Here is a 20,678-nt window from a genome sequence, read left to right on the forward strand (position 1 = left end):
CGTGAGGACGTATGGAATACCAATATACAACATTTTCGCAAACCAAAAACGATCAATTGCAAGAACCGATGTTCTTTGGACAGCCTGTCAATGTTGCCCGTTATGATCAGCAAAAATATCCTATTTTCGAGCAGCTAATTGAAAAACAACTCTCTTTTTTCTGGCGCCCAGAAGAAATTGATGTTTCTCGTGATCGTATTGATTATCAAGCGCTACCTGAACATGAAAAACACATTTTTATCAGTAACTTAAAATATCAAACACTATTAGATTCTATTCAAGGACGTAGCCCTAACGTGGCACTACTGCCCCTTATTTCAATTCCTGAACTTGAAACCTGGATAGAAACCTGGTCATTTTCAGAAACTATTCATTCGCGCTCTTACACTCATATTATTCGTAATATTGTTAATGACCCATCAATTATTTTTGACGATATCGTAACTAATGACGAAATTTTAAAGCGGGCAAAAGATATTTCCACTTATTATGACGATTTAATTGAGATGACCAGCTATTACCATATGTTAGGTGAAGGCAATCATACAATTAATGGCAAAAATGTCATTATTTCTTTACACGATTTGAAAAAGCAGCTCTATTTATGTTTGATGAGTGTTAATGCATTAGAAGCTATTCGTTTTTATGTCAGCTTTGCTTGCTCATTTGCCTTTGCTGAACGTGAATTGATGGAAGGAAACGCTAAAATTATTAAATTGATTGCCCGTGATGAAGCTTTACATCTCACTGGCACCCAACATATGTTAAACCTGATGCGTTCTGGTCAAGATGATCCTGAAATGGCCATCATTGCCAAAGAGTGTGAAGAAGCGTGTTACAAATTGTTTGTGCAAGCCGCCGAACAGGAAAAGGAGTGGGCAGAATATCTCTTCTCGAATGGTTCTATGATCGGTCTCAATAAAGATATTTTATGTCAATACATCGAATATATTACCAATATTCGCATGCAAGCGGTTGGATTAAAATTACACTTCGAAACTCGTTCTAATCCAATCCCATGGATCAACGCCTGGCTAGTTTCTGATAACGTTCAGGTGGCCCCACAAGAAGTAGAAGTGAGTTCTTACTTGGTAGGGCAAATTGATGCTCAGGTCGATACCGATGAATTGGGTAACTTTGAGTTATAACCGTTATGGCAAGCTATAAAATTACCCTGCGCAACGCGCGGGGCATAATGATCCCTTTTCATTCCGAACAACATACTAGTCTACTTGATGCTCTTGAACAGAGTAAAATTCAAATTGAATTTCAATGTCGGGAAGGCTTTTGTGGTGCCTGCAAGGTTCGTCTGCGAAAAGGAAAAGTGGCATATCGTTATAAACCAATAGCTTTCATTGATAAAGATGAGATATTAGCCTGTAGTTGCCGGCTTCTCACCGATATTGATATCAATCAATAACACCAGTGGAGCGGGCGCTAACAATAAGAGTATTTACGCTTTTTCAGCAACCACCAGCAACATCATCGGACGTCGTAGCTCATCTCTCATGCCATCAATTTTATCTAACAAATAATCAGCCGGCTGAGGTTCAATGAGTCGCTCAATAGAAAATCCGGCTGTTAATAAACTGGTTAAATAAGTTGTTAAGGTTTTATGGTACTTCGTCACTTTGTGACCGAGAAATTCTGTCTGACGCGCACTTTCGTTAAAATAGTTATCAACTGGCCAATGGAGCTTAGCGCCTGAACTATCACAACACCAATCTTGTGAACCATGAGCAGTAAAAACTGGGTGCTCGATCGAAAATATAAACTGGCCTTTCTCAGTTAAACAAGCGTAGATTTTATGGCATATTTGAGCAAAATCAGCGACATAATGTAATGCTAGCGAACTGACAACCAGATCAAAGCTAGCATTAGCAAACTGAATATCCTCTATCGCTTGTTGCCGATATTCAATGATATCAGGAAAGCAATTTTTTTCTTTTGCTACCTTTAACATTTTCTGCGAAATATCTGTACCAATCACTTTTCTCGCGCCATGCTCTGCTGCATATAAACAATGCCAACCGTAACCACCGCCCAAATCTAATACTGTTCTGTTTTAGCTTGAAAATTAGGTAATAAACTTTGTAATGCTGGCCATTCACCAGCGGCATTTAATCCATCAACAGAACGAGGAAACTGGCTATGGCTATAGGCAATAAAAAAATCATCCTGATCGTAAATATTCTCTTTTATAACTAAATTCCAATGATTGGTATAAAACTAGCTTAACTATCACTCTCTAATCGAATTTTTATATTATTCCTGATCATCATTCAATTAACTACTGTTCAGACTGATAATGTAAATATAAAATTCCATAAAACGTAATATTAATTTGACACATAATAATCCAATCAGTTACTCTGCCCCATATTAAATTTAGCGCTATAAGGCTCAGGATCACTTGTGAGAAATCTCACACTGGGTAGTATTTTAATTGTTGCTGGCACAACAATCGGTGCCGGTATGTTGGCAATGCCGCTTGCCGCATCAGGCGTTGGTTTTCCCATGATTGCACTTATGCTAATTGGGTTATGGGCTTTAATGAGTTATACCGCGCTATTATTAGTCGAAGTATATCAATACAACCCCGCACATTTAGGTTTAGGCTCTATTGCCAAACGTTATCTTGGTTTACCTGGAAGAGTGATAACCAGTTTAAGCATGCTACTATTGATGTATGCGTTAGCGACCGCTTATATTGGTGGCGCAGGGGTTTTGATCGCTAATAGCCTTTCATCTTGGATAGGTATAAATATTAGCATCAATTCTGCAATTATTTTATTCACCATTATTGGCGGTACGATTGTCTGTATTGGCACTCATTCAGTCGATTTGATAAATCGCATTTTATTTATCGCAAAAATTGTTTTTCTGCTCATCATGCTAGTCGTCATAATGCCCAACGTAGAAAATATTAATCTTACCACTATGCCAGTAGAAAAAGGATTAGTCTTATCAGCGATCCCAGTCATTTTTACTTCATTTGGCTTTCACGGTAGTATTCCGAGCTTGGTAAGCTATATGGATGGTAATATCAATAAATTACGTAAAATTTTTATTATTGGTAGTGCTATCCCACTATTCGCTTATATCTTATGGCAGATAGCCACCTTAGGGGCTATCCCACAAACCACCTTTATCGGTATATTAGCCAACCAGTCGGGTTTAAACGGATTACTGAGTGCAATAAATGATATCGTAGCTACTTCACAAGTGAATATTGCTGTTAACCTATTTATGGATCTGGCGTTGGCGACCTCTTTTTTGGGTGTTACACTGGGTTTATTTGACTATTTGGCCGATATGTTTAAACGTAAAAATACGCCATTTGGTCGCTTACAGAGTGGATTATTAACCTTCCTGCCACCGCTGGTTTGCGCGCTATTTTTCAGTAGTTTTGTTCAAGCTTTAACCTATGCAGCCGTTGCTTTATCGATTTTAGCACTCATTCTGCCAACCTTGATGGTGATGCGCGTCAGAAAAATCGAAGCAAACAAAACTAATCGTTATCGGGTTAAAGGTGGAACGCCCGCATTACTAATAGTGCTAATTTGTGGTGTTGCCGTGATTTTAATTCAGATTGGTATTGTTAGTGGTATGTTACCTGCTGTTGGATAACACTTTTGACATAAAGGAAAAGTAATGCACCACATAATTCATATGGTGCGAACAATTAAGCAACTAGAAACTGACGCCTGCACCAAGATAAAAACCATCTGCAATGGTATTGTTAGGATGTTGACTCTTGCCTTGCAGTTTGATAAAATGATAATCAAAATCAATCGCTAATGGTTTAATCACTTCATATTTGATGCCCACATCCGCTTCCTGATAAGCATGATTGCCCGAAGTGAAATCACGCGGTGAACCATAAATTTCCCTATATAAAGCCAGCGATGGCATAATTTGCCAATTAGCACCAACACCAGCCGCAAAGGCAAAACCGTTATTATTATCTTGTGGTGATAAATAATAAGCTTTTCCACCAATATAAGCGCTAAAAGGCCCTAAAGGTAAGACCGGTAATAAAAATTTTTTCATTAAAATAGTTATCCTAAGCTACTAATTATTCTGGTTACTAAAATATCAACAATATATTTCATTTTTTTCGAATTATTATTATTTTTTTGTAAAAAACATTTTTTGCTCTGATATATCGCAGCAATAAGTATTTTTGATTGGCTATATATTTTATTAGCTTAGATAATCTATTTGATATGACTTTAATAAGATTAATAAAAATTATGTAACACCTGCTAATTGTTTTTAAATACATTTTCTATCTATTTCAACTAAAACTGGAGATGAGTAATGGAGAAAAAAGAAGGTCTTACTACCGCTGCAGGCTCACCCGTCGTTGATAATAATAACGTTATCACCGCAGGCCCTAGAGGCCCGATGTTATTACAAGATGTTTGGTTTTTAGAAAAATTGGCTCACTTTGATCGTAAAGTTATTCCTGAACGCCGTATGCATGCCAAGGGCTCTGGGGCATTTGGTACTTTTACCGTTACCCATGATATTAGCCAATATACACGGGCAAAAATCTTCTCTGAAATAGGCACGAGTTTCGCAATCTCCAAAAAAGAAGTATAAATTTAAAAACAAGAAAAAATTAGGGTGTTCATATTTTGTCCGGTTATCCATGCATTAAAAATATCTATAAAAACCTGAGTTCGGGATAAGGATCCTAATTTTTTATCACGTATTCAAATAGTTAATTTAAAATAATTACATAAAACAGTATTAATTTTGGTTTTTTTCATGATTTTAATAGCTTCTTTTTTAACCTGCTATCACTAAGAATTTTCCTTCTTTTTTATCTTATTGATTTTAAAATATTTTTTGATAAATCGGCTATTTTTATTTTCTCGCAACTATCGCTTATCCCGAACTCAGGTTATAAAACATTCTTACAAGTAAGCAGTGTAAGATACTCTGGTTTGGCGTTATCAGAAGTAAGCCCATCGCCTTTATCTCATGACACTGTTAGCGATGGCTAAAAAGTAGATGTTTTCGACCTAAAGACTTATGGCGATTAGTTCAACCTTCTATAGACAAAAAAAGCCCTTGCGTACTAATTGCCGATGATACATTAAAATAGTTGCTGAATAGAGACTTGCATTTTTTGTCACGCTATAGACAATAAAAAGAGGTTTAACTTAGAAAATAACGGTTTGAAATGATCAACAAAGAGCGGTTGTTACGAGATAATCGTTTATGTAAAGCAATCATTGGATTATCAGTCGAAGAATTGAAAAATTTAGCCGCTGAATTTTCAGCTTGTTATTTGATTTATCGGAAAAAGAATCGAAAAGATCACGAGCGGCAAATGGGTGCAGGGCAGAAAGGATTTATCCCAACCCCATTAGATAAACTGCTTTTTATTTTATTGTATTTAAAATGTTATCCGACCTATGATTTGCAAGGACTTCTTTTTGGTTTAGATAGAACACGGGTATGTCGCTGGGTAAAAATATTATTGCCGGTTTTAGAGATGACCTTGGGGCGAGAATGTGTTTTGCCCGCTCGTCAAATTCGCTCTGCTGAGGAATTTTTTCGCGCCTTTCCTGGAGTTAAAGACGTCTTTATTGATGGGACAGAGCGACCTGTCCAAAAGCCTAAGAATCTGCGTCGGCGAAAAAAAATGTATTCGGGAAAGAAAAGACAGACCACTCGAAAAGGGCTTATTATGACTGACGAAACGAGGAAAATTGGATTTATCCCCATGATCAAAAATGGGCGCCGTCACGATAAACGCTTACTCGATAAAGTCGATATAATTCGCCATATTCCCCCTGAGGTAACCATCTGGGCCGATACCGGTTTTCAAGGTATAGATAAACAGCATCCTAATACACAAATCCCAAAAAAAGGAACTCGAAAAAGACCTTTATCGCCTGAACAAAAACAAGAAAATAAAATAATCTCGGGCATCCGTATTACGGTTGAACACGCCATCGCGGGTATCAAGCGCCTCGGTTGTATGACCCAAATTTTACGGAATCGTAGACCCTTTATTGATGATACCTTTTTACTCCTTAGTGCCGGTCTTTGGAATTTCCATCTCAGAACAGCCTAAAATTTACTTCAATCACCGAAATACCCTTATTTCACTATTAAGCAACACGCTTATTGATTGCCAAAACACGTAGTAAAAAAATAGAGATGGTCCATTATCAATATTCAGGTAATGAACATGATGTTATTGCCGGCATAGGTTTAGTTAATTTACGTTGGCATAATCTAACAACTGTTGAATCAATTCCTATTGATTATCGTATTTATGATAAAGATTATGATGGAAAAACAAAAAACACGCACTTTTCCGAAATGCTCGCTCTTGCTAAAAAAAGAGGGATCATACCAGAAGCGGTAGTGATGGATGCCTGGTATTCTAGCCTGGATAATCTGAAATCAATTCGCTCTCATGGTTGTGTTTGGATAACTACGCTGAGGAAAAACAGGATTGTTAACCATAACAAACAACTGAACAAGTTAGACATCTCAGAAGAAGGAACTCCAATACACTTACGAGGCTACGGTTGGGTGACTGTTTTCAAATTTACAGCCAAAAACGGCCGTATTGATTACAGAGTATAGCTAGGCGACTTAATTTTGATTACAGCATATGTATTAAAAACAGGTCATCGATAGTGCATCCTGTTTCCATCTTTTTACGTTTAGCTTGAGACCATTTATGTTCTATAGGATTTAAATCTGGTGAATACACAGGCAAATATTCTATCTGGTGTCCTGCGTTTATAATTGCCTGTTCAATATTCTTACCTTTGTGAAAGCTAGCGTTGTCCATAAAAATAACAGAATTTTCAGGAAGTTCTGGGAGCAATATTTTTGTGATCCAAACATAAAAAACATCACGGTTAATATCGCAATCAAATAATCCGATAGCAAAAAGGGTTGTTCCCAATAAAGCGCCAATAACATTTGTTCTTCCCTTAGCACCCCAGTTTTTCAGGCCTGTAGTGACATACTAAATCTGGCCACCTAAGTTGAGGTGATATGCTCACCTCATAATTTTTATAGGTGCCGAAATGAGTAAAATAATTACTGCTGAATTTAAATGTGAAACCGCCAAATTAGTCCTTGACCAAAATTACACCTACCAGGAAGCCGCGAAAGGCATGAACGTCAGTCTTTCAGCGATTAGCCGGTGGGTAAGAGCCCTTCGTTTAGAACGTCAAGGGAAAACATCGCCTGGTCTGCCATTAACACCTGAACAAATTGAGTTCAGAGAAATGAAGAAAAAAATCCACCGGCTGGAAATGGAGAATGACATCTTAAAAAAGGCTACTGCGCTCTTAATGTCCGACTCACTGAAAAATTTTCGGTAGTTGAAAAGCTAAGAGTGCTTTATCCGGTGAAAACTTTGTGTCGTATTTTTAATTGTTCACCGAATCAGTTATCGCTATTGGTGTCGGCCTAAGGAGCCAGATATTGAGCGGACGATAAAACGTAGCCTAGTCAGCGAAGCGTGGAACGTTAGTGGCGGCTCTGCTGGCGCAAGGACTATCGCCACGATGGTTACCAATACACACAACGTGAAACTTGGGCGGTGGTTAGCGGGTAAGTTGATGAAAGAATTAATCATCGTCAGTTGCCAAGAGCGAAAACATAAATACAACCGCGGTGGAAATGAACGTATTGATATTCCAAATCTGCTCAATAGGCAGTTCGCTGTTACAAAGCCTGACCAGGTTTGGTGCGGCGATGTAACCTATATTTGGACAGGCTCACGATGGGCCTATCTGGCTGTGGTATTGGATTTGTTTGCCCGAAAACCGGTGGGCTGGGCAATGTCATTTGCACCAGACTCAGAATTAACCGCCAAAGCACTACAAATGGCTTGGGAACTACGTGGGCATCCCAAACAGGTTATACCAGTCGTCAGTATAGGCAGGCATTGTGGCGTTATCAGATGACCCAAAGTATCAGTCGCAGAGGGAATTGTTGGGATAATAGTCCGATGGAACGATTCTTCCGTAGTCTGAAGACCGAATGGGTGCCAACGACTGGCTACCAAAGCTTTAGTACTGCTCAGTCAGCCATTATTCGCTACATAACCCACTACTATAGCGATATAAGACCTCACTGGTATAACGGTGGATTAACGCCAAACGAATCAGAGCGACTGTTCCGTGAACAGTCAGGTAGGGTGGCCAATTTTAGTTGACCACTACAGGCCAAAACAACGGTGACCTTTTGGGGAATAGCCGTGAGTTCGTGGAGTGTCATGTGAAAAACCACTTTCATCAATAAAAACAACAGATTTATCTTTTTTTTTCATACTGTTGTCTTTTTTGCTGATGTGCCAGCCTGTCGCTTTCGTTGGTTTTTGGATGGAATAGAGTTTTTTTTTATAGGTTAATCCCAGCTTTTTAAGGGATTGCCAAATAGTCTTTTTACAAACACCGAATCGCTCTGCCCGTTCCTTTTGGTAAGCATCTGGATACTGTTCCACATCTTTTGCTAAAGCATTTTTATCGAACTTCCTCTTACGTGGCGTTGAATTTTTTGGCTCTGGTCGTTTAAGCCAACGTACTAAAGACGCTTTTCCAATACGGAATTGTTTCGCAGTTTCTCGAATTGTTAAACCTTCGGCTTTCCTTACAGATATTACTTTACGTCGAAAATCAATTGTATAACTCATAACACACCTTGTAATCAAAATTAAGTCGCCTAGCTATAACAAACAAAGACAATCCCACCCGTCAATACGTCAAATCTATCATGAATGCCCGTTGGTCTGTTGAAGTTTATCATCGAGAAGTTAAACAAAATTGTGGTATTGGACGCTGTCAGGCTCGCACGAGCCGAGCGCAAAGAAATCATATTTTCTCGCTATTTCTGCGTGGTTTGAACAACATAAACGTCGTATATCTGAAAAAATAACCCTTTATCAACAAAATTGGGACGTAATCAAAAATGCTATTACTAAGCACATCCGTGTTTTATTAGCGTACCCAAATTAGTTTTGTGCGAAACTCGTGTTCAATTGAAACCCAGCAACGGCAGGTTGCGCTATTTAGCAAGGTACACCCTAAATATGGTTAAGGGGGTTGAAAAAGCATTAGAAAAATGGCAAAAAAAACAGCATAAATAAAATTGCTTGCTAGCAAACAGAGAGTAAAACCTCTCCGGATCTTTTTTACGCTGATGCAGTCTAAAAATTGTATTTAGCCAAGGATATATATAGCTAGGCGACTTAATTTTGATTACAAGGTGTGTTATGAGTTATACAATTGATTTTCGACGTAAAGTAATATCTGTAAGGAAAGCCGAAGGTTTAACAATTCGAGAAACTGCGAAACAATTCCGTATTGGAAAAGCGTCTTTAGTACGTTGGCTTAAACGACCAGAGCCAAAAAATTCAACGCCACGTAAGAGGAAGCTCGATAAAAATGCTTTAGCAAAAGATGTGGAACAGTATCCAGATGCTTACCAAAAGGAACGGGCAGAGCGATTCGGTGTTTGTAAAAAGACTATTTGGCAATCCCTTAAAAAGCTGGGATTAACCTATAAAAAAAACTCTATTCCATCCAAAAACCAACGAAAGCGACAGGCTGGCACATCAGCAAAAAAGACAACAGTATGAAAAAAAAGATAAATCTGTTGTTTTTATTGATGAAAGTGGTTTTTCACATGACACTCCACGAACTCACGGCTATTCCCCAAAAGGTCACCGTTGTTTTGGCCTGAAAAACTGGGGTGCTAAGGGAAGAACAAATGTTATTGGCGCTTTATTGGGAACAACCCTTTTTGCTATCGGATTATTTGATTGCAATATTAATCGTGATGTTTTTTATGTTTGGATCACAAAAATATTGCTCCCAGAACTTCCTGAAAATTCTGTTATTTTTATGGACAACGCTAGCTTTCACAAAGGTAAGAATATTGAACAGGCAATTATAAACGCAGGACACCAGATAGAATATTTGCCTGTGTATTCACCAGATTTAAATCCTATAGAACATAAATGGTCTCAAGCTAAACGTAAAAAGATGGAAACAGGATGCACTATCGATGACCTGTTTTTAATACATATGCTGTAATCAAAATTAAGTCGCCTAGCTATATTACTATCTATTATCACTTTAAAGCCAGCACCAGATTATCTTAATCCACTTTATTATCATTATGATGCTGCAAAAGCCATTGCTTTATATTGCGACGTGAAAGCTTAATGCCGGCATTATCGATTAACATGCTAGGCAATAAATAATAAGCAATAGGTCGTTGAAAAGCCGCTAGTCGATGATTTAACCACTGACTTAAGCTGGTTACCAGTTGTTGATTATCAGACTCAATGACCGCAACTGGACGGTGACCAAATTCTTTATCAGCCATCGGAATGACAAAACTCTGTTTAATATCAGGATGACTATTCAATATCGATTCGATATCTTCGGGTTGAATACCTTCCCCGCCACTAAAAAATTGATTATCCAATCGACCTAAGATCCGCCATTCACCACCCGCAAAAGTACCTTTATCACGGCTAGCAAACCAACCATTAACTAATGCTAAGGGTAAGATTTTACCCTGCCACCAATAGCCTAATGCCAAACTATCAGCCTGAATATGAATTTCATTATTCACTAAGCGAAGAAACTTGCCGATTAAAGGTAAACCAACGCCTAGACTACTATCTGCTTGTTTCGCGCAAACCGTGGAGGCTGTTTCTGTCATACCATAGCCTAGCCAACAGCGGATGCCATGCTGCTTAGCCGTAGTGACTAGCTCATGTGGGATCATCGCACCGCCTAATAACACATTTTGTAAACTAAATTTTTGCTCAACCTCTTTTATCTTCAATAAACGCCATAATTGAGTGGGTACTAAAGAAGCGTGGCTGCATTGCTGTAATGCATGTGGTAATGAAATGGTTGCTTTTATTGCTAATCTTGCTCCTCGATATAACCACCGCCAAACAATCCCCTGACCTGAGACATGAAAAAGCGGTAAAGAAAGTAACCAACAATCCTCACGTTCAAATGGTAATAACGAAAGCACACCTTTAGCACTATTGAGATGAGCGGTAATATTATGCACCACCGCTTTCGCCATACCGGTTGAACCCGAGGTTAATATTAATGTCGCCGGCAGCAATGGCATAAAAGGTACCGTGCCAATAATACCATGTTGATGATTAACCAATTTTGCTATTACTGCGCGATAGTCTAATAATTTTACCTTCGGCAAAAACAACGGTTGATCAGTAAAATCAATCATATAATCAACCGACAACCCGGAAATTAATTCTACTACTGTGCTCTCTGGCAGTTGTGGATTGAGGGGCAAAATACGCGCCCCCAACTGCAATAATGCCAGCTGACATAACAGCATAGAAAAACTATTTTTTCCTCTTAGCATGACGATCATCGGCTCGGGAGCAAGCAACTGACGGTGGAGATTGTCGGCAACACAATTAATTTTTGCTACCAATTGCCGCCAACTATATTGTCTATTCTCGGTTATCAGTGCAATGTCAGCAGGCGATTTTTCTGCCCAATAGATCCAAGGCCATTGATTAAATGTCATTCATTCTGCCATATTAGTTCTAATTCATTTAATCCGATTAATGGCAATGAACTTTCAGGCCATTGACGAACCAGTTGAGTCTGGAACAAAGACAAGGTATCTAATCCGGGAACGTTTTCTGGTGTTAACCAGCTTGCTATTCTGGCTAATTGTGTTAAACCAAAACTACTTTCAAGACTTGAACTAATTACAGTATTTAATCCCAAAGCCCTGGCGTCATCAATAAGTTGCTTACAGTGATTTAAGCTACCTAGTAAGGTAGGTTTAATAATAATGGCGCTAACACCTGGCTGTTTTTCAAGTTTAAAATTAGGTTCGCGCACACTTTCATCCCAAGCAATAGCGATCCCCGTTTGTTGAGCAAACGCTAATGAGTCAAGCATGGTTTTACAAGGCTCTTCAATAAAATCAATTCTACTGCGATTGGCTGGCTTAATATACTTGGCAAACGCGGCGGCTTGTGATTGGTTCCAGCTTCGATTAGCATCCAACCGTAAACGCAATAAAGGAACCGCATCAAGTAGCAAATTAACCACCATCCCATCTCGCACCGACTCATAAAGACCAACCTTAACCTTAGCCACTTTTTCACTTCTAGCACCATTTAATTGTAAAATAAGCGCATCCAGATCACCGGTGCAAAGGGGAGCTTTTGGATAATGGGTTATTTCAGGTAATTCAGCCTTTAATTCAGCCAGCGCACAACTGAGCCCAAAAGCCACTGATGGAATATGGCACGTTTTAACTGTTGCACCCTGGCACCAGTTATGTAAGCCTGTTTGCAATGATTGTCTGGCCATTTCCAGTGTTTCGACACTAAACACGGGTAAAGGTGAAATTTCACCCCAACCTTGGGAGTCATTTTCCTGTAAATGAATAAGAAAACCATCACGGGTTTTTAATCGCTGCTGCCTTAATACGATCCCTGCTTCCATAGGTAGACTAAATTGATATATTGCCGCCTTACGCATTATGGATTACGCTCAAAGCTTGAAAAATCAGGTTGCCGTTTTTCATTGAAAGCATTTCTCCCTTCCTGACCTTCTTCGGTCATGTAAAATAACATGGTTGCATTACCGGCTAACTCTTGTAAACCGGCCTGGCCGTCACAATCCGCATTCAGCGCTGCTTTTAGACAACGTAGTGCCATTGGGCTATTTTTTAATATCTCACGACACCAGCCTACCGTTTCACGCTCCAGTTCAGCATAAGACACAACCTGATTTACCAATCCCATCTCTAGTGCTGACCGTGCATCATATTGACGGCATAAGAACCAAATTTCGCGCGCTTTTTTTTGTCCAACGATGCGTGCCATATAGGACGCTCCCCAACCACCATCAAATGAACCAACCTTAGGCCCCGTTTGACCAAATATGGCATTGTCAGCAGCAATGGTTAAATCACACATCATATGTAATACATGCCCACCGCCAATTGCATAACCGGCAACCATAGCAACAATCGGCTTTGGGCAGGTCCTAATTTGCCGTTGAAAATCTAAAATATTCAAGTGATGAACGCCATTATCATCTCGATAGCCACCATAATCACCACGAATTTTCTGATCACCGCCGGCACAAAAGGCTTTCTCACCCTGGCCGGTTAAAATGATGCAACCTATCGCATTATCGTAACGGGCGTCGGATAACGCCTGGATCATCTCTTTGACAGTTTGTGGCCGAAATGCATTACGAACATGTGGACGATTGATTGTAATTTTAGCAATCCCATCTTTGGTTTTATGATAAAGAATATCTTCAAATTGGGCTGAATAATCATGCCATTGAGCAGCAACATAAAGTTGTTCTTCATTAAGACACTGCATATTCAATTCCTTCCGTCAGAAAATGTTAAAAAACGCTCCACTGCTGTAGCATAAGCAACAGGATTACTACGATGGGCATTATGCCCAGCCCCAGGTATCCGAATAAGTGGTAACGAAAATTGTTGTGAGATAGAGCAAAATTTTTCGTCATACTCACCACAGAGGTAGCTAAAAGGGTAGTTTCGCTGTAATAATTTATTGACTAAAAAAGGTTGTTTACCTAGTGAAGTCGTTTCCAATAAATGAGCAACATATTCACCACGGTTATTGCCGCGTTCAGTAATTAATTGTTGCCGTTGCTCGGCAGATAAGTCATCAAAAACGGCTTGCTGATACCAGTCAGATAAGACACTATCCATTGGCTCACATCGAAAGCGCTTTGCCCAAGACCGATCATGCTTTATACGTAGCAGGCAATCCGTTGGCTGTCTTAAACCAACATTAGCCCCCTCAACAATCAAGGCTTTTAGTTTAGTGGGTTGAAACTGACAGGCGTAATACATAGCAATTCTGCCACCCAACGAATAGCCGATTAGATAGTAACTATCAATTTGATTAGCCCCAATAGCTTGCTCAATTAGCCGACTTACGTGAGAAAAATCGGCTAATTGAATGTGAGGTGAGCGCCCATGCCCCGGTAAGTCAATTGTGAGTGACGGACTATTAACACATTGTTCTATAATAGGTAGCCATTCACTGCCGTTGCCAAGTAGACCATGTAACCAAACTAACCATGTTCCAGCACATTTTTCATGATATCGTCGCGTATATAGCATCATAATCCCGTCATCTGGTTAACAAGCTGATTGAGTGTTTTCGCACCTTCATCATCGGCTACTAACAATTCGATCATCAACGCCCTGCCGCCCTGCTGCCAATAACTGTTGATGGTATCTTTTAACTGATGCCAAGTTGATGGTGAGGAGTAAGATAGTCCAAACATAGCGGCCGCATGCTTAAATTGCAAATGATGAGGCATACAATAAAAACGTTCTCTTTCCATCTCAGGAGTAGGTAACATAGAGAATATTTGGCCACCATTATTATTCACCACAATCAACACCATGGGTGCCACGCAAGCACGTAATAAATTTAGACTATTTAAGTCATAAAGCGCCGAAATATCGCCGATAATCCCTAACGTGGATTTTGCATTGGCAGCTTGCACCCCGGCTAGCGTAGCAATCAAACCATCAATACCACTCGCTCCACGATTGCTATAGATTGGATAACTGGTCGGTAATTGGCCGAGGGCATCAATTAATCTGACAATCAAACTATTACCAACAAAAAGTTGCCCATCTGTCGGTAACAATTGTGCAAGTTGATGAGCAATAGCGGCCTCTGAAAATTGTTGTGCAAACTGTTTACTGACCGTGCTATGAACGTTATTGACAATTTCTGCCAATGCATGCGCCCAAGGCAAACAGGTAATTGGCGGATGCGCAATTAACCAGTCAGATACGGAACTAACCAACCGTCTACCACGATGATGAGTCGGATCTAAACGACCGGGAATGCTATCAATGATCCAATATTCCTCTGGCTGGCATTGTGCTTGCCATTCTAATAAACGTTTACTGGTTAAACTTGAGCCAAACTGGACGACTAACTCTACATTTTGCAGAATGTTTTTCGCCGCTGTTACGGATAACCAGAGATCAGCGCATGGTAAAGGTTGCCCAGTTTGTGATAAAACATCACTAATAACTGGCCAGCCTAGCATTTCTGCCCACTGGGCAACTTTTTCTCCCTCATCAGGCCGCATTCTGCCCGCAATCACGAGACCTTTTTTTTGTCGCCAAACATGCCAATCAACGACTAATGCTAGCGAGCTGGATCTAGAACCTATCAACCAGGGTGTCGAAGATTGCCACCAACTAGCCAGTGAATTTTGCCAGTCAATTTGTACTGAGGTGTCACCATATAAAGGTTCAGCAAATGGGCAATTGATATGCAAAGTGCCGTGAGAAAGATTATTCATCGCATTGTCAATAGTACTCACCAACCATTGTGCATTGATAGCTTGTGTTGGGCTAGGCAATGCTAATGTTTGTGCCGGATGATCAGCAAAAATAGCCGTTTGTCGGATAGCCTGATTAGCACCGCAATCAATTAATTCAGCAGGTCTATCGGCGGTTAAAAAAATGATATTTTCACCGGTCAAGCCGGCTTCTATTAAAGCAGGATATAAGTTAGCTACTGCGGTACCAGAAGTGACAATAACCGCCACCGGTTTGCTAATAACTTTAGCCAAGCCTAAAGCAAAATAGCCTAATCCTCGCTCATCATAGTGAGTATGGCAAATTAATTTACTATGTGCCGCAGCTGCTAATGTCAATGGCGTAGAGCGAGAACCTGGCGCAATACATACATGACTTAAACCATGTCTGGTTAATGCTTCCAAAATGATTTCCGCCCATTGACGGTTAAAAACACTATGCGACATATATAACTCAAAGCAGAAATAAGAAATAAAATAATAGCAATTTTAAGTAAAATTACGTTATTTTCCTTATTCCAGTTCAATAAAATGACGCTAAAAAATTATTTTTGTTGTTAATATCAACTTTCACAACAAAATATTTCTCTATTTAGCAATGTTTGTAAACCTGCGGCCTTATTTTCAACCTCAAGCCATTCTTGCCGCGGATCTGAATCGTTAACAATACCGGCGCCGGCATAAAGCCGAAGATGATCATAATTGATATGTGCACAACGCAAAGAAACCACAAATTCACTTCGATTTAGTGATAAATAACCGGCACTACCTGCGTACCAACCGCGGCAAATAGGCTCATTTTGCTGTAAAAAATGCTTGGCTATTTTCCTCGGCACACCGGCAACCGCAGCGGTTGGCTGTAAACGGTATAGACAGTCGCTATCGCTAGCATGATGTAACGTGACATGGATAAGACGACGCAAATGCTGAATTTTACGTAATAAAATAATATCAGGTGGGGAAACATCAATTTTTTCACTATTATTGTGCAATCTTTGGCAAATATCCTCCACCACCAGTAAATTTTCATGTTGATTTTTATCATCATGCATTAACCAATCGGAATTGGTTTTTCTGACTATGGGGTCTGATGAATTAACTACTGTTCCAGCTAATGCTTCAGTGTAAAGTTGTTGAAATTTACGATAATAAAGTCGCTCAGGGGTTGATGATAAAAAGGTATGTTGAGCGTTAAAGGACATCATAAAATGATAACATTGACCATTAACCGCTTTACTTGCCGACAATAGACTTGCCGGATTTAACGGTTTGGTTAATTGAATATCCGTTTGACGGGCAATCACAACTTTATCCATAACCCCACTATTAATCAGTTCTACTGCCTGAGTGGTTAAATCGTGCCATTGTTGATATTCAGGAAGATGTTGAATTCGCTTAATACGGCTATTAATCGGCAATATGGGTTTAACTGATTGCAATTTGGATAAAAATTGCAGGGCTTGTGGCAGATCTTGTTGATCAATAATATTGATAGCCAATATCCACTTTTCCTGACAATGACGAAACTCAATTCGTGGTAAAAACAAATAGCTATCATCACCAACAAAATCGGCATAATATTCATTATCAGGCAGTGGCTGCCAAGCGTTCAATCCCCAGATCCGCATGGTTGGTGTTGCTGTTTGTTGCTGTAAAAATTGTTCAGCATCAGCAATGTTGCTAAAATGTTTTACCTCATCGAGTAAAACCGCTTCTTCATGACCATCGCGATGATACCAATAAAATTGAGGATAAAATTGCTGACTGGCTAACCAATCTAAAGCAGGAAATGTAATATCAGCGGGTAAAGGGAATTCATATTGTCGCACACTTCCTGCATCGATTTGTCGTTCAGATAAAAATTGATGAACACTTGCCATAAACTCGGTAATATTAACCACTATTACTATCCTCTTGACTTACCATCCAATAAATCATTTTATCAAGCCAATTGGCTAACCTCGTATTTATTCTGCTATTTGTATCTTTAGCAAAACATTTGTTAGTTTTTTTCACTTTTACACGAGTTTCGCACAGGCATATAAAATTCCAGAAATGGCTGAAAAGCAATGGTTAATTTGCAAGTTACTAAAACGTATAAATTTGTTTAAATTACAATAAGTTGCTTTCAATTTATAAGATTTTGTCTATTTATATATTATGCTGAATTAAACTTAAAAATAGAGCGTTTTTTATTGGTGCGAAACTCGTGTTTTAATAACATTGAGCGTAAAAAACCCAGCGATAATTAGCGCTGGGTTTTTTACGCATACTGATATTTATGCCGCCAAGGCAGCAACCGCAATCTCAAACAATGGTTGTGGCCATATTCCCAATAAAATTGTAATAACGGCACACAATAGCGCAAATAAAGTTGCTAAATTAACATTTAACTGTTTGTCAGATTGGTTATTTGCTACTGGCTGACGACGGCTATATAAACTGGCCATAAAACGTAAATAATAGTATAAACCCATCGCACTACCGATAATAACGGCAGCCGTTAGCCACCACAGCTCGGCATTGATAGCACTAATAATGAGATAAAATTTACCAATAAAACCTAAAGTAATCGGTATGCCAGCTAACGACAACATCATGATAGTCAAAATAATCGCCAGAACCGGTTGGCGCCAATATAATCCCCGATAAGCACTAATATCGTCTTTATCATCGCCACAGTAAGGACTAGATAGAATACTTACCACGCCAAAAGCCCCTAAACTAGCGAATAAATAGCCAATAAAATAGATTGACACTGTAATTTGTGCTGCAACACTATCAGTCCGTAAAGCAATTAATGGTAGTAGCAAATATCCCATATGGGCAATAGATGAGTAGCCTAACAGACGCTTAATACTCTGTTGCGAAATGGCCATCAAATTACCAAACAGTATAGAAGCAATGGCAATAACGCTAAGTACTAACAATAATGCCTGACTTTCTGCTAGGGGTGATGTCATCAGTAAACGCATTAAAACCGCAAAAATAGCGATCTTGCTGGCAGTTGCCAAAAATGTCGCAGCTGGTGCAGGCGCACCTTGATAAACATCCGGCGTCCATAATTGGAATGGGACAAAAGAGAGTTTAAAACCAATACCAACCAACATCATGCCTAAACCAACCATAAGGACTGGATAGTGAATAATATGCTCATTTAGGCTTGAACCTAATTTGGCAAAGGCTAAACTGCCTGATTCAGCATAAAGTAATGCCATACCGAATAATAAAAATGCAGAAGCGGCGGCGGATAGCAACATATATTTAATGCTAGCTTCTAATGAACGTTTCTGAGTAAAGGCATAACCAACCAAGCCAAATAATGGCAATGAAATCAATTCAATACCAATAAATAAGGTTGCTAAATGATTAGCCATTGATAACAGGATCCCCCCCGTTACCGCAATACTTAATAATAAATAAAACTCTTCTTTATTATCCGGATACCCTGCAAGCCATCGATAGGCATAAATTGCTGTGCCAATACCGGCAATCAAAATCAGTGTGCTATAGAAAAGTGAATATTTATCGACATAGATTAATGGCGTCACTTCAATCGGCAACCTATCTCCAATTAAAAAGCAAGACAGCAGGGCAATAATAAAACCGATTATTGTTAATGTGACATTAATTAAATGATGACGTTGCCAGGCAATGGATAACATCACAATCACCACTAATAGCCCAACGATCAAAAGTGGTGACAATGCGATCAATTGTTCAAAAGTTATGGACATGACGAATTATGGCCTTAATGTTGAAAATGAAATGGAATATAAACTGTGAAGTGATTCCATCACATTTTTTGAAGTATCTAACACCGGTTGCGGATAAAAACCTAATACCACTAATAACAGTGCTAATGTCAATAAAACCAACATCTCGCGACCATTTAAAGCAGGCAGTGCTTTTTCCGATTTTGCAGTACCATAATAAACTTGTTGCATCATCCAAAGTGCATAAATAGATGCAAATACCACACCGAATACCATAATAATTGTCACAAATTTAAATTGGCCAAAAGTACCAAATAGGATCATAAACTCACCGACAAAATTTCCAGTACCCGGCATTCCTAAGGTTGCAACCGCAAAAAATAGTGATAGCGCAGGCAGCCACATAATCCGTTTCCATAATCCGCCCATCATGCGCATATCACGTGTTCCGGTACGCTCATAAAGTTGACCACTAATAATGATCAAAGCCGCACCTGATAAGCCATTGGCTATCATCTGTAACACAGCTCCTTGGTAAGCAAGGATGGAGCCGGAGCCTGCATAAATAGCGACGGTAACAAACCCCATATGCGACAAACTACTATAAGCCACCAGACGTTTGATATCTGTCTGTTTAAATGCTAACCATGCACCATAAAATATACTGATCACACCTAACGTCATGGCAATAGGGGTAAATTGAATCGATGCTTCAGGAAATAGCGGTAAGGTGAAACGCAATAAACCATAAGCAGCCGTTTTCAGCATGATACCTGAAATATCAACGGAGCCGGCTGTTGGGGATTGTTCCTGCGCGTCTGCCATCCATCCATGAAAAGGTACCAAAGGCATTTTTACCGCAAAGGCAATAAAAAACCCCAGCATTAATAAATACTGTGTCAGCGCTGACATTTTTGTATTTAACAGATCGTGATAGGCAAATGACCAATGACCCGATGATTGATAATGAATCAATGCCAATGCCACAATAGCCAACAACATAATCAAGCCACTTGCTTGGGTATAAATAAAAAACTTAGTTGCAGCATTAACATGTGCACGTTCTTCTGAGCCTTTATGTCCCCAATTAGCAATTAGGAAATACATCGGGATCAACATCATTTCCCAGAAGAAAAAAAACAAAAACAGATCCTCCGCCATGAAAATTCCCATCACGCCGGCTAAAATCCACATCAAATGGAAGTGATAAGCACCCTGATTAGGTTGATTTTCACTCCACGAACTCAATATAGAAAAAATCCCCATAATAGCCGTTAGCACTATCATTAGTAATGATAAACCATCAATGGCTAAGGCAATATTAATACCTAATGGCATGATCCATGGCATGAAAAAGATCGCCTGCCATTGGGATAATGCCAACGTATTAGGCAACGAATAATTTCCCTGCAACCAAAGTAATACAGAGAGGAGCAGTGTTAACCCCATCACAAGCAGTGCCAAGTAGCGTGGTGCCCATTTATTGAATCGTTCGGACAGCCAACATAAGACACCACCGATGAAGGGGAGAAGTATTAGCCAAGGTAATAGCATGGCG

17 protein-coding genes and 6 pseudogenes are annotated in these 20,678 nt (G+C 39.4%); 11 read left to right on the forward strand and 12 right to left on the reverse strand.

The window, feature by feature from the left end; translation table 11 throughout:
* Positions 1–11: 11 nt before the first annotated feature.
* Positions 12–1,148 carry a class Ia ribonucleoside-diphosphate reductase subunit beta gene (gene nrdB / locus AYJ55_RS13515; RefSeq protein ID WP_063656915.1) on the forward strand — a complete coding sequence of 379 codons (1,137 nt, stop codon included), beginning with the start codon at positions 12–14 and terminating at the stop codon, positions 1,146–1,148.
* 5 nt (positions 1,149–1,153) lie between these two features.
* A complete protein-coding gene (gene yfaE / locus AYJ55_RS13520) occupies positions 1,154–1,420 on the forward strand; it encodes a class I ribonucleotide reductase maintenance protein YfaE (RefSeq protein WP_063656916.1) in 267 nt (88 codons plus the stop codon).
* A 33-nt stretch (positions 1,421–1,453) separates the two neighbouring features.
* Here yfaE and AYJ55_RS13525 read toward each other — a convergent pair.
* A pseudogene (locus tag AYJ55_RS13525) lies at positions 1,454–2,050 on the reverse strand (class I SAM-dependent methyltransferase); the annotation flags it as partial.
* A 425-nt stretch (positions 2,051–2,475) separates the two neighbouring features.
* Here AYJ55_RS13525 and tyrP point away from each other — a divergent pair.
* Complete coding sequence (gene tyrP, locus AYJ55_RS13530) at positions 2,476–3,630, forward strand: tyrosine transporter TyrP (protein WP_425393801.1); 1,155 nt, start codon at positions 2,476–2,478, stop codon at positions 3,628–3,630.
* Between the two features lie 63 nt (positions 3,631–3,693).
* Here the strand turns inward: tyrP and AYJ55_RS13535 are convergent, their stop codons facing one another.
* Positions 3,694–4,053, reverse strand: a complete 360-nt coding sequence (locus tag AYJ55_RS13535) for a YfaZ family outer membrane protein (protein ID WP_063656918.1) — start codon at positions 4,051–4,053, stop codon at positions 3,694–3,696.
* Positions 4,054–4,323: 270 nt separating this feature from the next.
* Here AYJ55_RS13535 and AYJ55_RS13540 point away from each other — a divergent pair.
* From AYJ55_RS13540 to AYJ55_RS13550, 4 genes and pseudogenes are all read left to right on the forward strand, one after another.
* A pseudogene (locus AYJ55_RS13540) lies at positions 4,324–4,575 on the forward strand (catalase); the annotation flags it as partial.
* A gap of 323 nt (positions 4,576–4,898) precedes the next feature.
* Positions 4,899–5,110 (forward strand): annotated as a pseudogene (locus AYJ55_RS36085) (IS701 family transposase); the annotation flags it as partial.
* Positions 5,111–5,194: 84 nt separating this feature from the next.
* Entirely contained in the window at positions 5,195–6,094 is a 900-nt protein-coding gene (locus tag AYJ55_RS13545; protein ID WP_063653812.1) for a transposase family protein, read from the forward strand.
* A gap of 53 nt (positions 6,095–6,147) precedes the next feature.
* Positions 6,148–6,612 (forward strand): annotated as a pseudogene (locus AYJ55_RS13550) (IS701 family transposase); the annotation flags it as partial.
* Between the two features lie 22 nt (positions 6,613–6,634).
* Here the strand turns inward: AYJ55_RS13550 and AYJ55_RS13555 are convergent.
* Complete coding sequence (locus AYJ55_RS13555; protein WP_074168062.1) at positions 6,635–6,991, reverse strand: transposase; 357 nt, start codon at positions 6,989–6,991, stop codon at positions 6,635–6,637.
* 76 nt (positions 6,992–7,067) lie between these two features.
* Here AYJ55_RS13555 and AYJ55_RS13565 point away from each other — a divergent pair.
* Positions 7,068–8,206, forward strand: a pseudogene (locus AYJ55_RS13565) (IS3 family transposase).
* Between the two features lie 3 nt (positions 8,207–8,209).
* Here AYJ55_RS13565 and AYJ55_RS31970 read toward each other — a convergent pair.
* Entirely contained in the window at positions 8,210–8,683 is a 474-nt protein-coding gene (locus AYJ55_RS31970) for an IS630 transposase-related protein (protein ID WP_063656922.1), read from the reverse strand.
* 35 nt (positions 8,684–8,718) lie between these two features.
* Here AYJ55_RS31970 and AYJ55_RS31975 point away from each other — a divergent pair.
* The 3 genes and pseudogenes from AYJ55_RS31975 to AYJ55_RS13585 all read left to right on the forward strand — a co-directional run.
* Positions 8,719–9,005 (forward strand): annotated as a pseudogene (locus AYJ55_RS31975) (transposase); the annotation flags it as partial.
* A 257-nt stretch (positions 9,006–9,262) separates the two neighbouring features.
* Positions 9,263–9,628 (forward strand): IS630 transposase-related protein, encoded by a 366-nt coding sequence (locus tag AYJ55_RS13580; RefSeq protein WP_063653415.1) that lies wholly within the window; start codon positions 9,263–9,265, stop codon positions 9,626–9,628.
* Positions 9,597–10,085 (forward strand): IS630 family transposase, encoded by a 489-nt coding sequence (locus AYJ55_RS13585; RefSeq protein WP_063653499.1) that lies wholly within the window; start codon positions 9,597–9,599, stop codon positions 10,083–10,085. Before AYJ55_RS13580 ends, AYJ55_RS13585 begins: the two co-directional genes overlap by 32 nt.
* Before the next feature lie 64 nt (positions 10,086–10,149).
* Here the strand turns inward: AYJ55_RS13585 and menE are convergent, their stop codons facing one another.
* The 8 genes from menE to nuoM all read right to left on the reverse strand — a co-directional run bounded on the left by menE (position 10,150) and on the right by nuoM (position 20,674).
* Positions 10,150–11,574 (reverse strand): o-succinylbenzoate--CoA ligase, encoded by a 1,425-nt coding sequence (gene menE, locus AYJ55_RS13590; RefSeq protein WP_063656924.1) that lies wholly within the window; start codon positions 11,572–11,574, stop codon positions 10,150–10,152.
* A complete protein-coding gene (menC, locus tag AYJ55_RS13595) occupies positions 11,571–12,545 on the reverse strand; it encodes an o-succinylbenzoate synthase (protein ID WP_063656925.1) in 975 nt (324 codons plus the stop codon). The genes menE and menC overlap by 4 nt, the downstream gene beginning before the upstream one ends.
* Positions 12,545–13,402 (reverse strand): 1,4-dihydroxy-2-naphthoyl-CoA synthase, encoded by an 858-nt coding sequence (menB, locus tag AYJ55_RS13600; protein WP_063656926.1) that lies wholly within the window; start codon positions 13,400–13,402, stop codon positions 12,545–12,547. Before menB ends, menC begins: the two co-directional genes overlap by 1 nt.
* 2 nt (positions 13,403–13,404) lie before the next feature.
* A complete protein-coding gene (menH, locus tag AYJ55_RS13605; protein ID WP_187153267.1) occupies positions 13,405–14,181 on the reverse strand; it encodes a 2-succinyl-6-hydroxy-2,4-cyclohexadiene-1-carboxylate synthase in 777 nt (258 codons plus the stop codon).
* Positions 14,178–15,851, reverse strand: a complete 1,674-nt coding sequence (gene menD, locus AYJ55_RS13610) for a 2-succinyl-5-enolpyruvyl-6-hydroxy-3-cyclohexene-1-carboxylic-acid synthase (protein ID WP_063656928.1) — start codon at positions 15,849–15,851, stop codon at positions 14,178–14,180. The genes menH and menD overlap by 4 nt, the downstream gene beginning before the upstream one ends.
* A gap of 116 nt (positions 15,852–15,967) precedes the next feature.
* Positions 15,968–17,305 (reverse strand): isochorismate synthase MenF, encoded by a 1,338-nt coding sequence (gene menF, locus AYJ55_RS13615; RefSeq protein ID WP_245677363.1) that lies wholly within the window; start codon positions 17,303–17,305, stop codon positions 15,968–15,970.
* Between the two features lie 378 nt (positions 17,306–17,683).
* A complete protein-coding gene (gene nuoN, locus AYJ55_RS13620) occupies positions 17,684–19,141 on the reverse strand; it encodes an NADH-quinone oxidoreductase subunit NuoN (RefSeq protein WP_063656929.1) in 1,458 nt (485 codons plus the stop codon).
* Positions 19,142–19,147: 6 nt separating this feature from the next.
* The gene (nuoM, locus tag AYJ55_RS13625; protein ID WP_063656930.1) at positions 19,148–20,674 is read right to left on the reverse strand and encodes an NADH-quinone oxidoreductase subunit M; all 1,527 of its coding nucleotides are present in this window, start codon (positions 20,672–20,674) and stop codon (positions 19,148–19,150) included.
* Positions 20,675–20,678: the final 4 nt, after the last annotated feature.

The organism is Candidatus Arsenophonus triatominarum, from assembly GCF_001640365.1.
GTDB classification, from domain to species: Bacteria; Pseudomonadota; Gammaproteobacteria; order Enterobacterales; family Enterobacteriaceae; genus Arsenophonus; species Arsenophonus triatominarum.

Bases quoted from the DNA above. Each gene is read 5' to 3' on its own strand.
- nuoM (WP_063656930.1), bottom strand. From the start codon at position 20,674: ATGCTATTACCTTGGCTAATACTTCTCCCCTTCATCGGTGGTGTCTTA.
- menD (WP_063656928.1), bottom strand. From the start codon at position 15,851: ATGTCGCATAGTGTTTTTAACCGTCAATGGGCGGAAATCATTTTGGAA.
- AYJ55_RS13535 (WP_063656918.1), bottom strand. From the start codon at position 4,053: ATGAAAAAATTTTTATTACCGGTCTTACCTTTAGGGCCTTTTAGCGCT.
- menB (WP_063656926.1), bottom strand. From the start codon at position 13,402: ATGCAGTGTCTTAATGAAGAACAACTTTATGTTGCTGCTCAATGGCAT.
- menC (WP_063656925.1), bottom strand. From the start codon at position 12,545: ATGCGTAAGGCGGCAATATATCAATTTAGTCTACCTATGGAAGCAGGG.
- AYJ55_RS13580 (WP_063653415.1), top strand. From the start codon at position 9,263: ATGAGTTATACAATTGATTTTCGACGTAAAGTAATATCTGTAAGGAAA.
- nrdB (WP_063656915.1), top strand. From the start codon at position 12: ATGGAATACCAATATACAACATTTTCGCAAACCAAAAACGATCAATTG.
- AYJ55_RS31970 (WP_063656922.1), bottom strand. From the start codon at position 8,683: ATGAGTTATACAATTGATTTTCGACGTAAAGTAATATCTGTAAGGAAA.
- menH (WP_187153267.1), bottom strand. From the start codon at position 14,181: ATGATGCTATATACGCGACGATATCATGAAAAATGTGCTGGAACATGG.
- yfaE (WP_063656916.1), top strand. From the start codon at position 1,154: ATGGCAAGCTATAAAATTACCCTGCGCAACGCGCGGGGCATAATGATC.
- AYJ55_RS13545 (WP_063653812.1), top strand. From the start codon at position 5,195: ATGATCAACAAAGAGCGGTTGTTACGAGATAATCGTTTATGTAAAGCA.
- tyrP (WP_425393801.1), top strand. From the start codon at position 2,476: ATGTTGGCAATGCCGCTTGCCGCATCAGGCGTTGGTTTTCCCATGATT.
- menE (WP_063656924.1), bottom strand. From the start codon at position 11,574: ATGACATTTAATCAATGGCCTTGGATCTATTGGGCAGAAAAATCGCCT.
- nuoN (WP_063656929.1), bottom strand. From the start codon at position 19,141: ATGTCCATAACTTTTGAACAATTGATCGCATTGTCACCACTTTTGATC.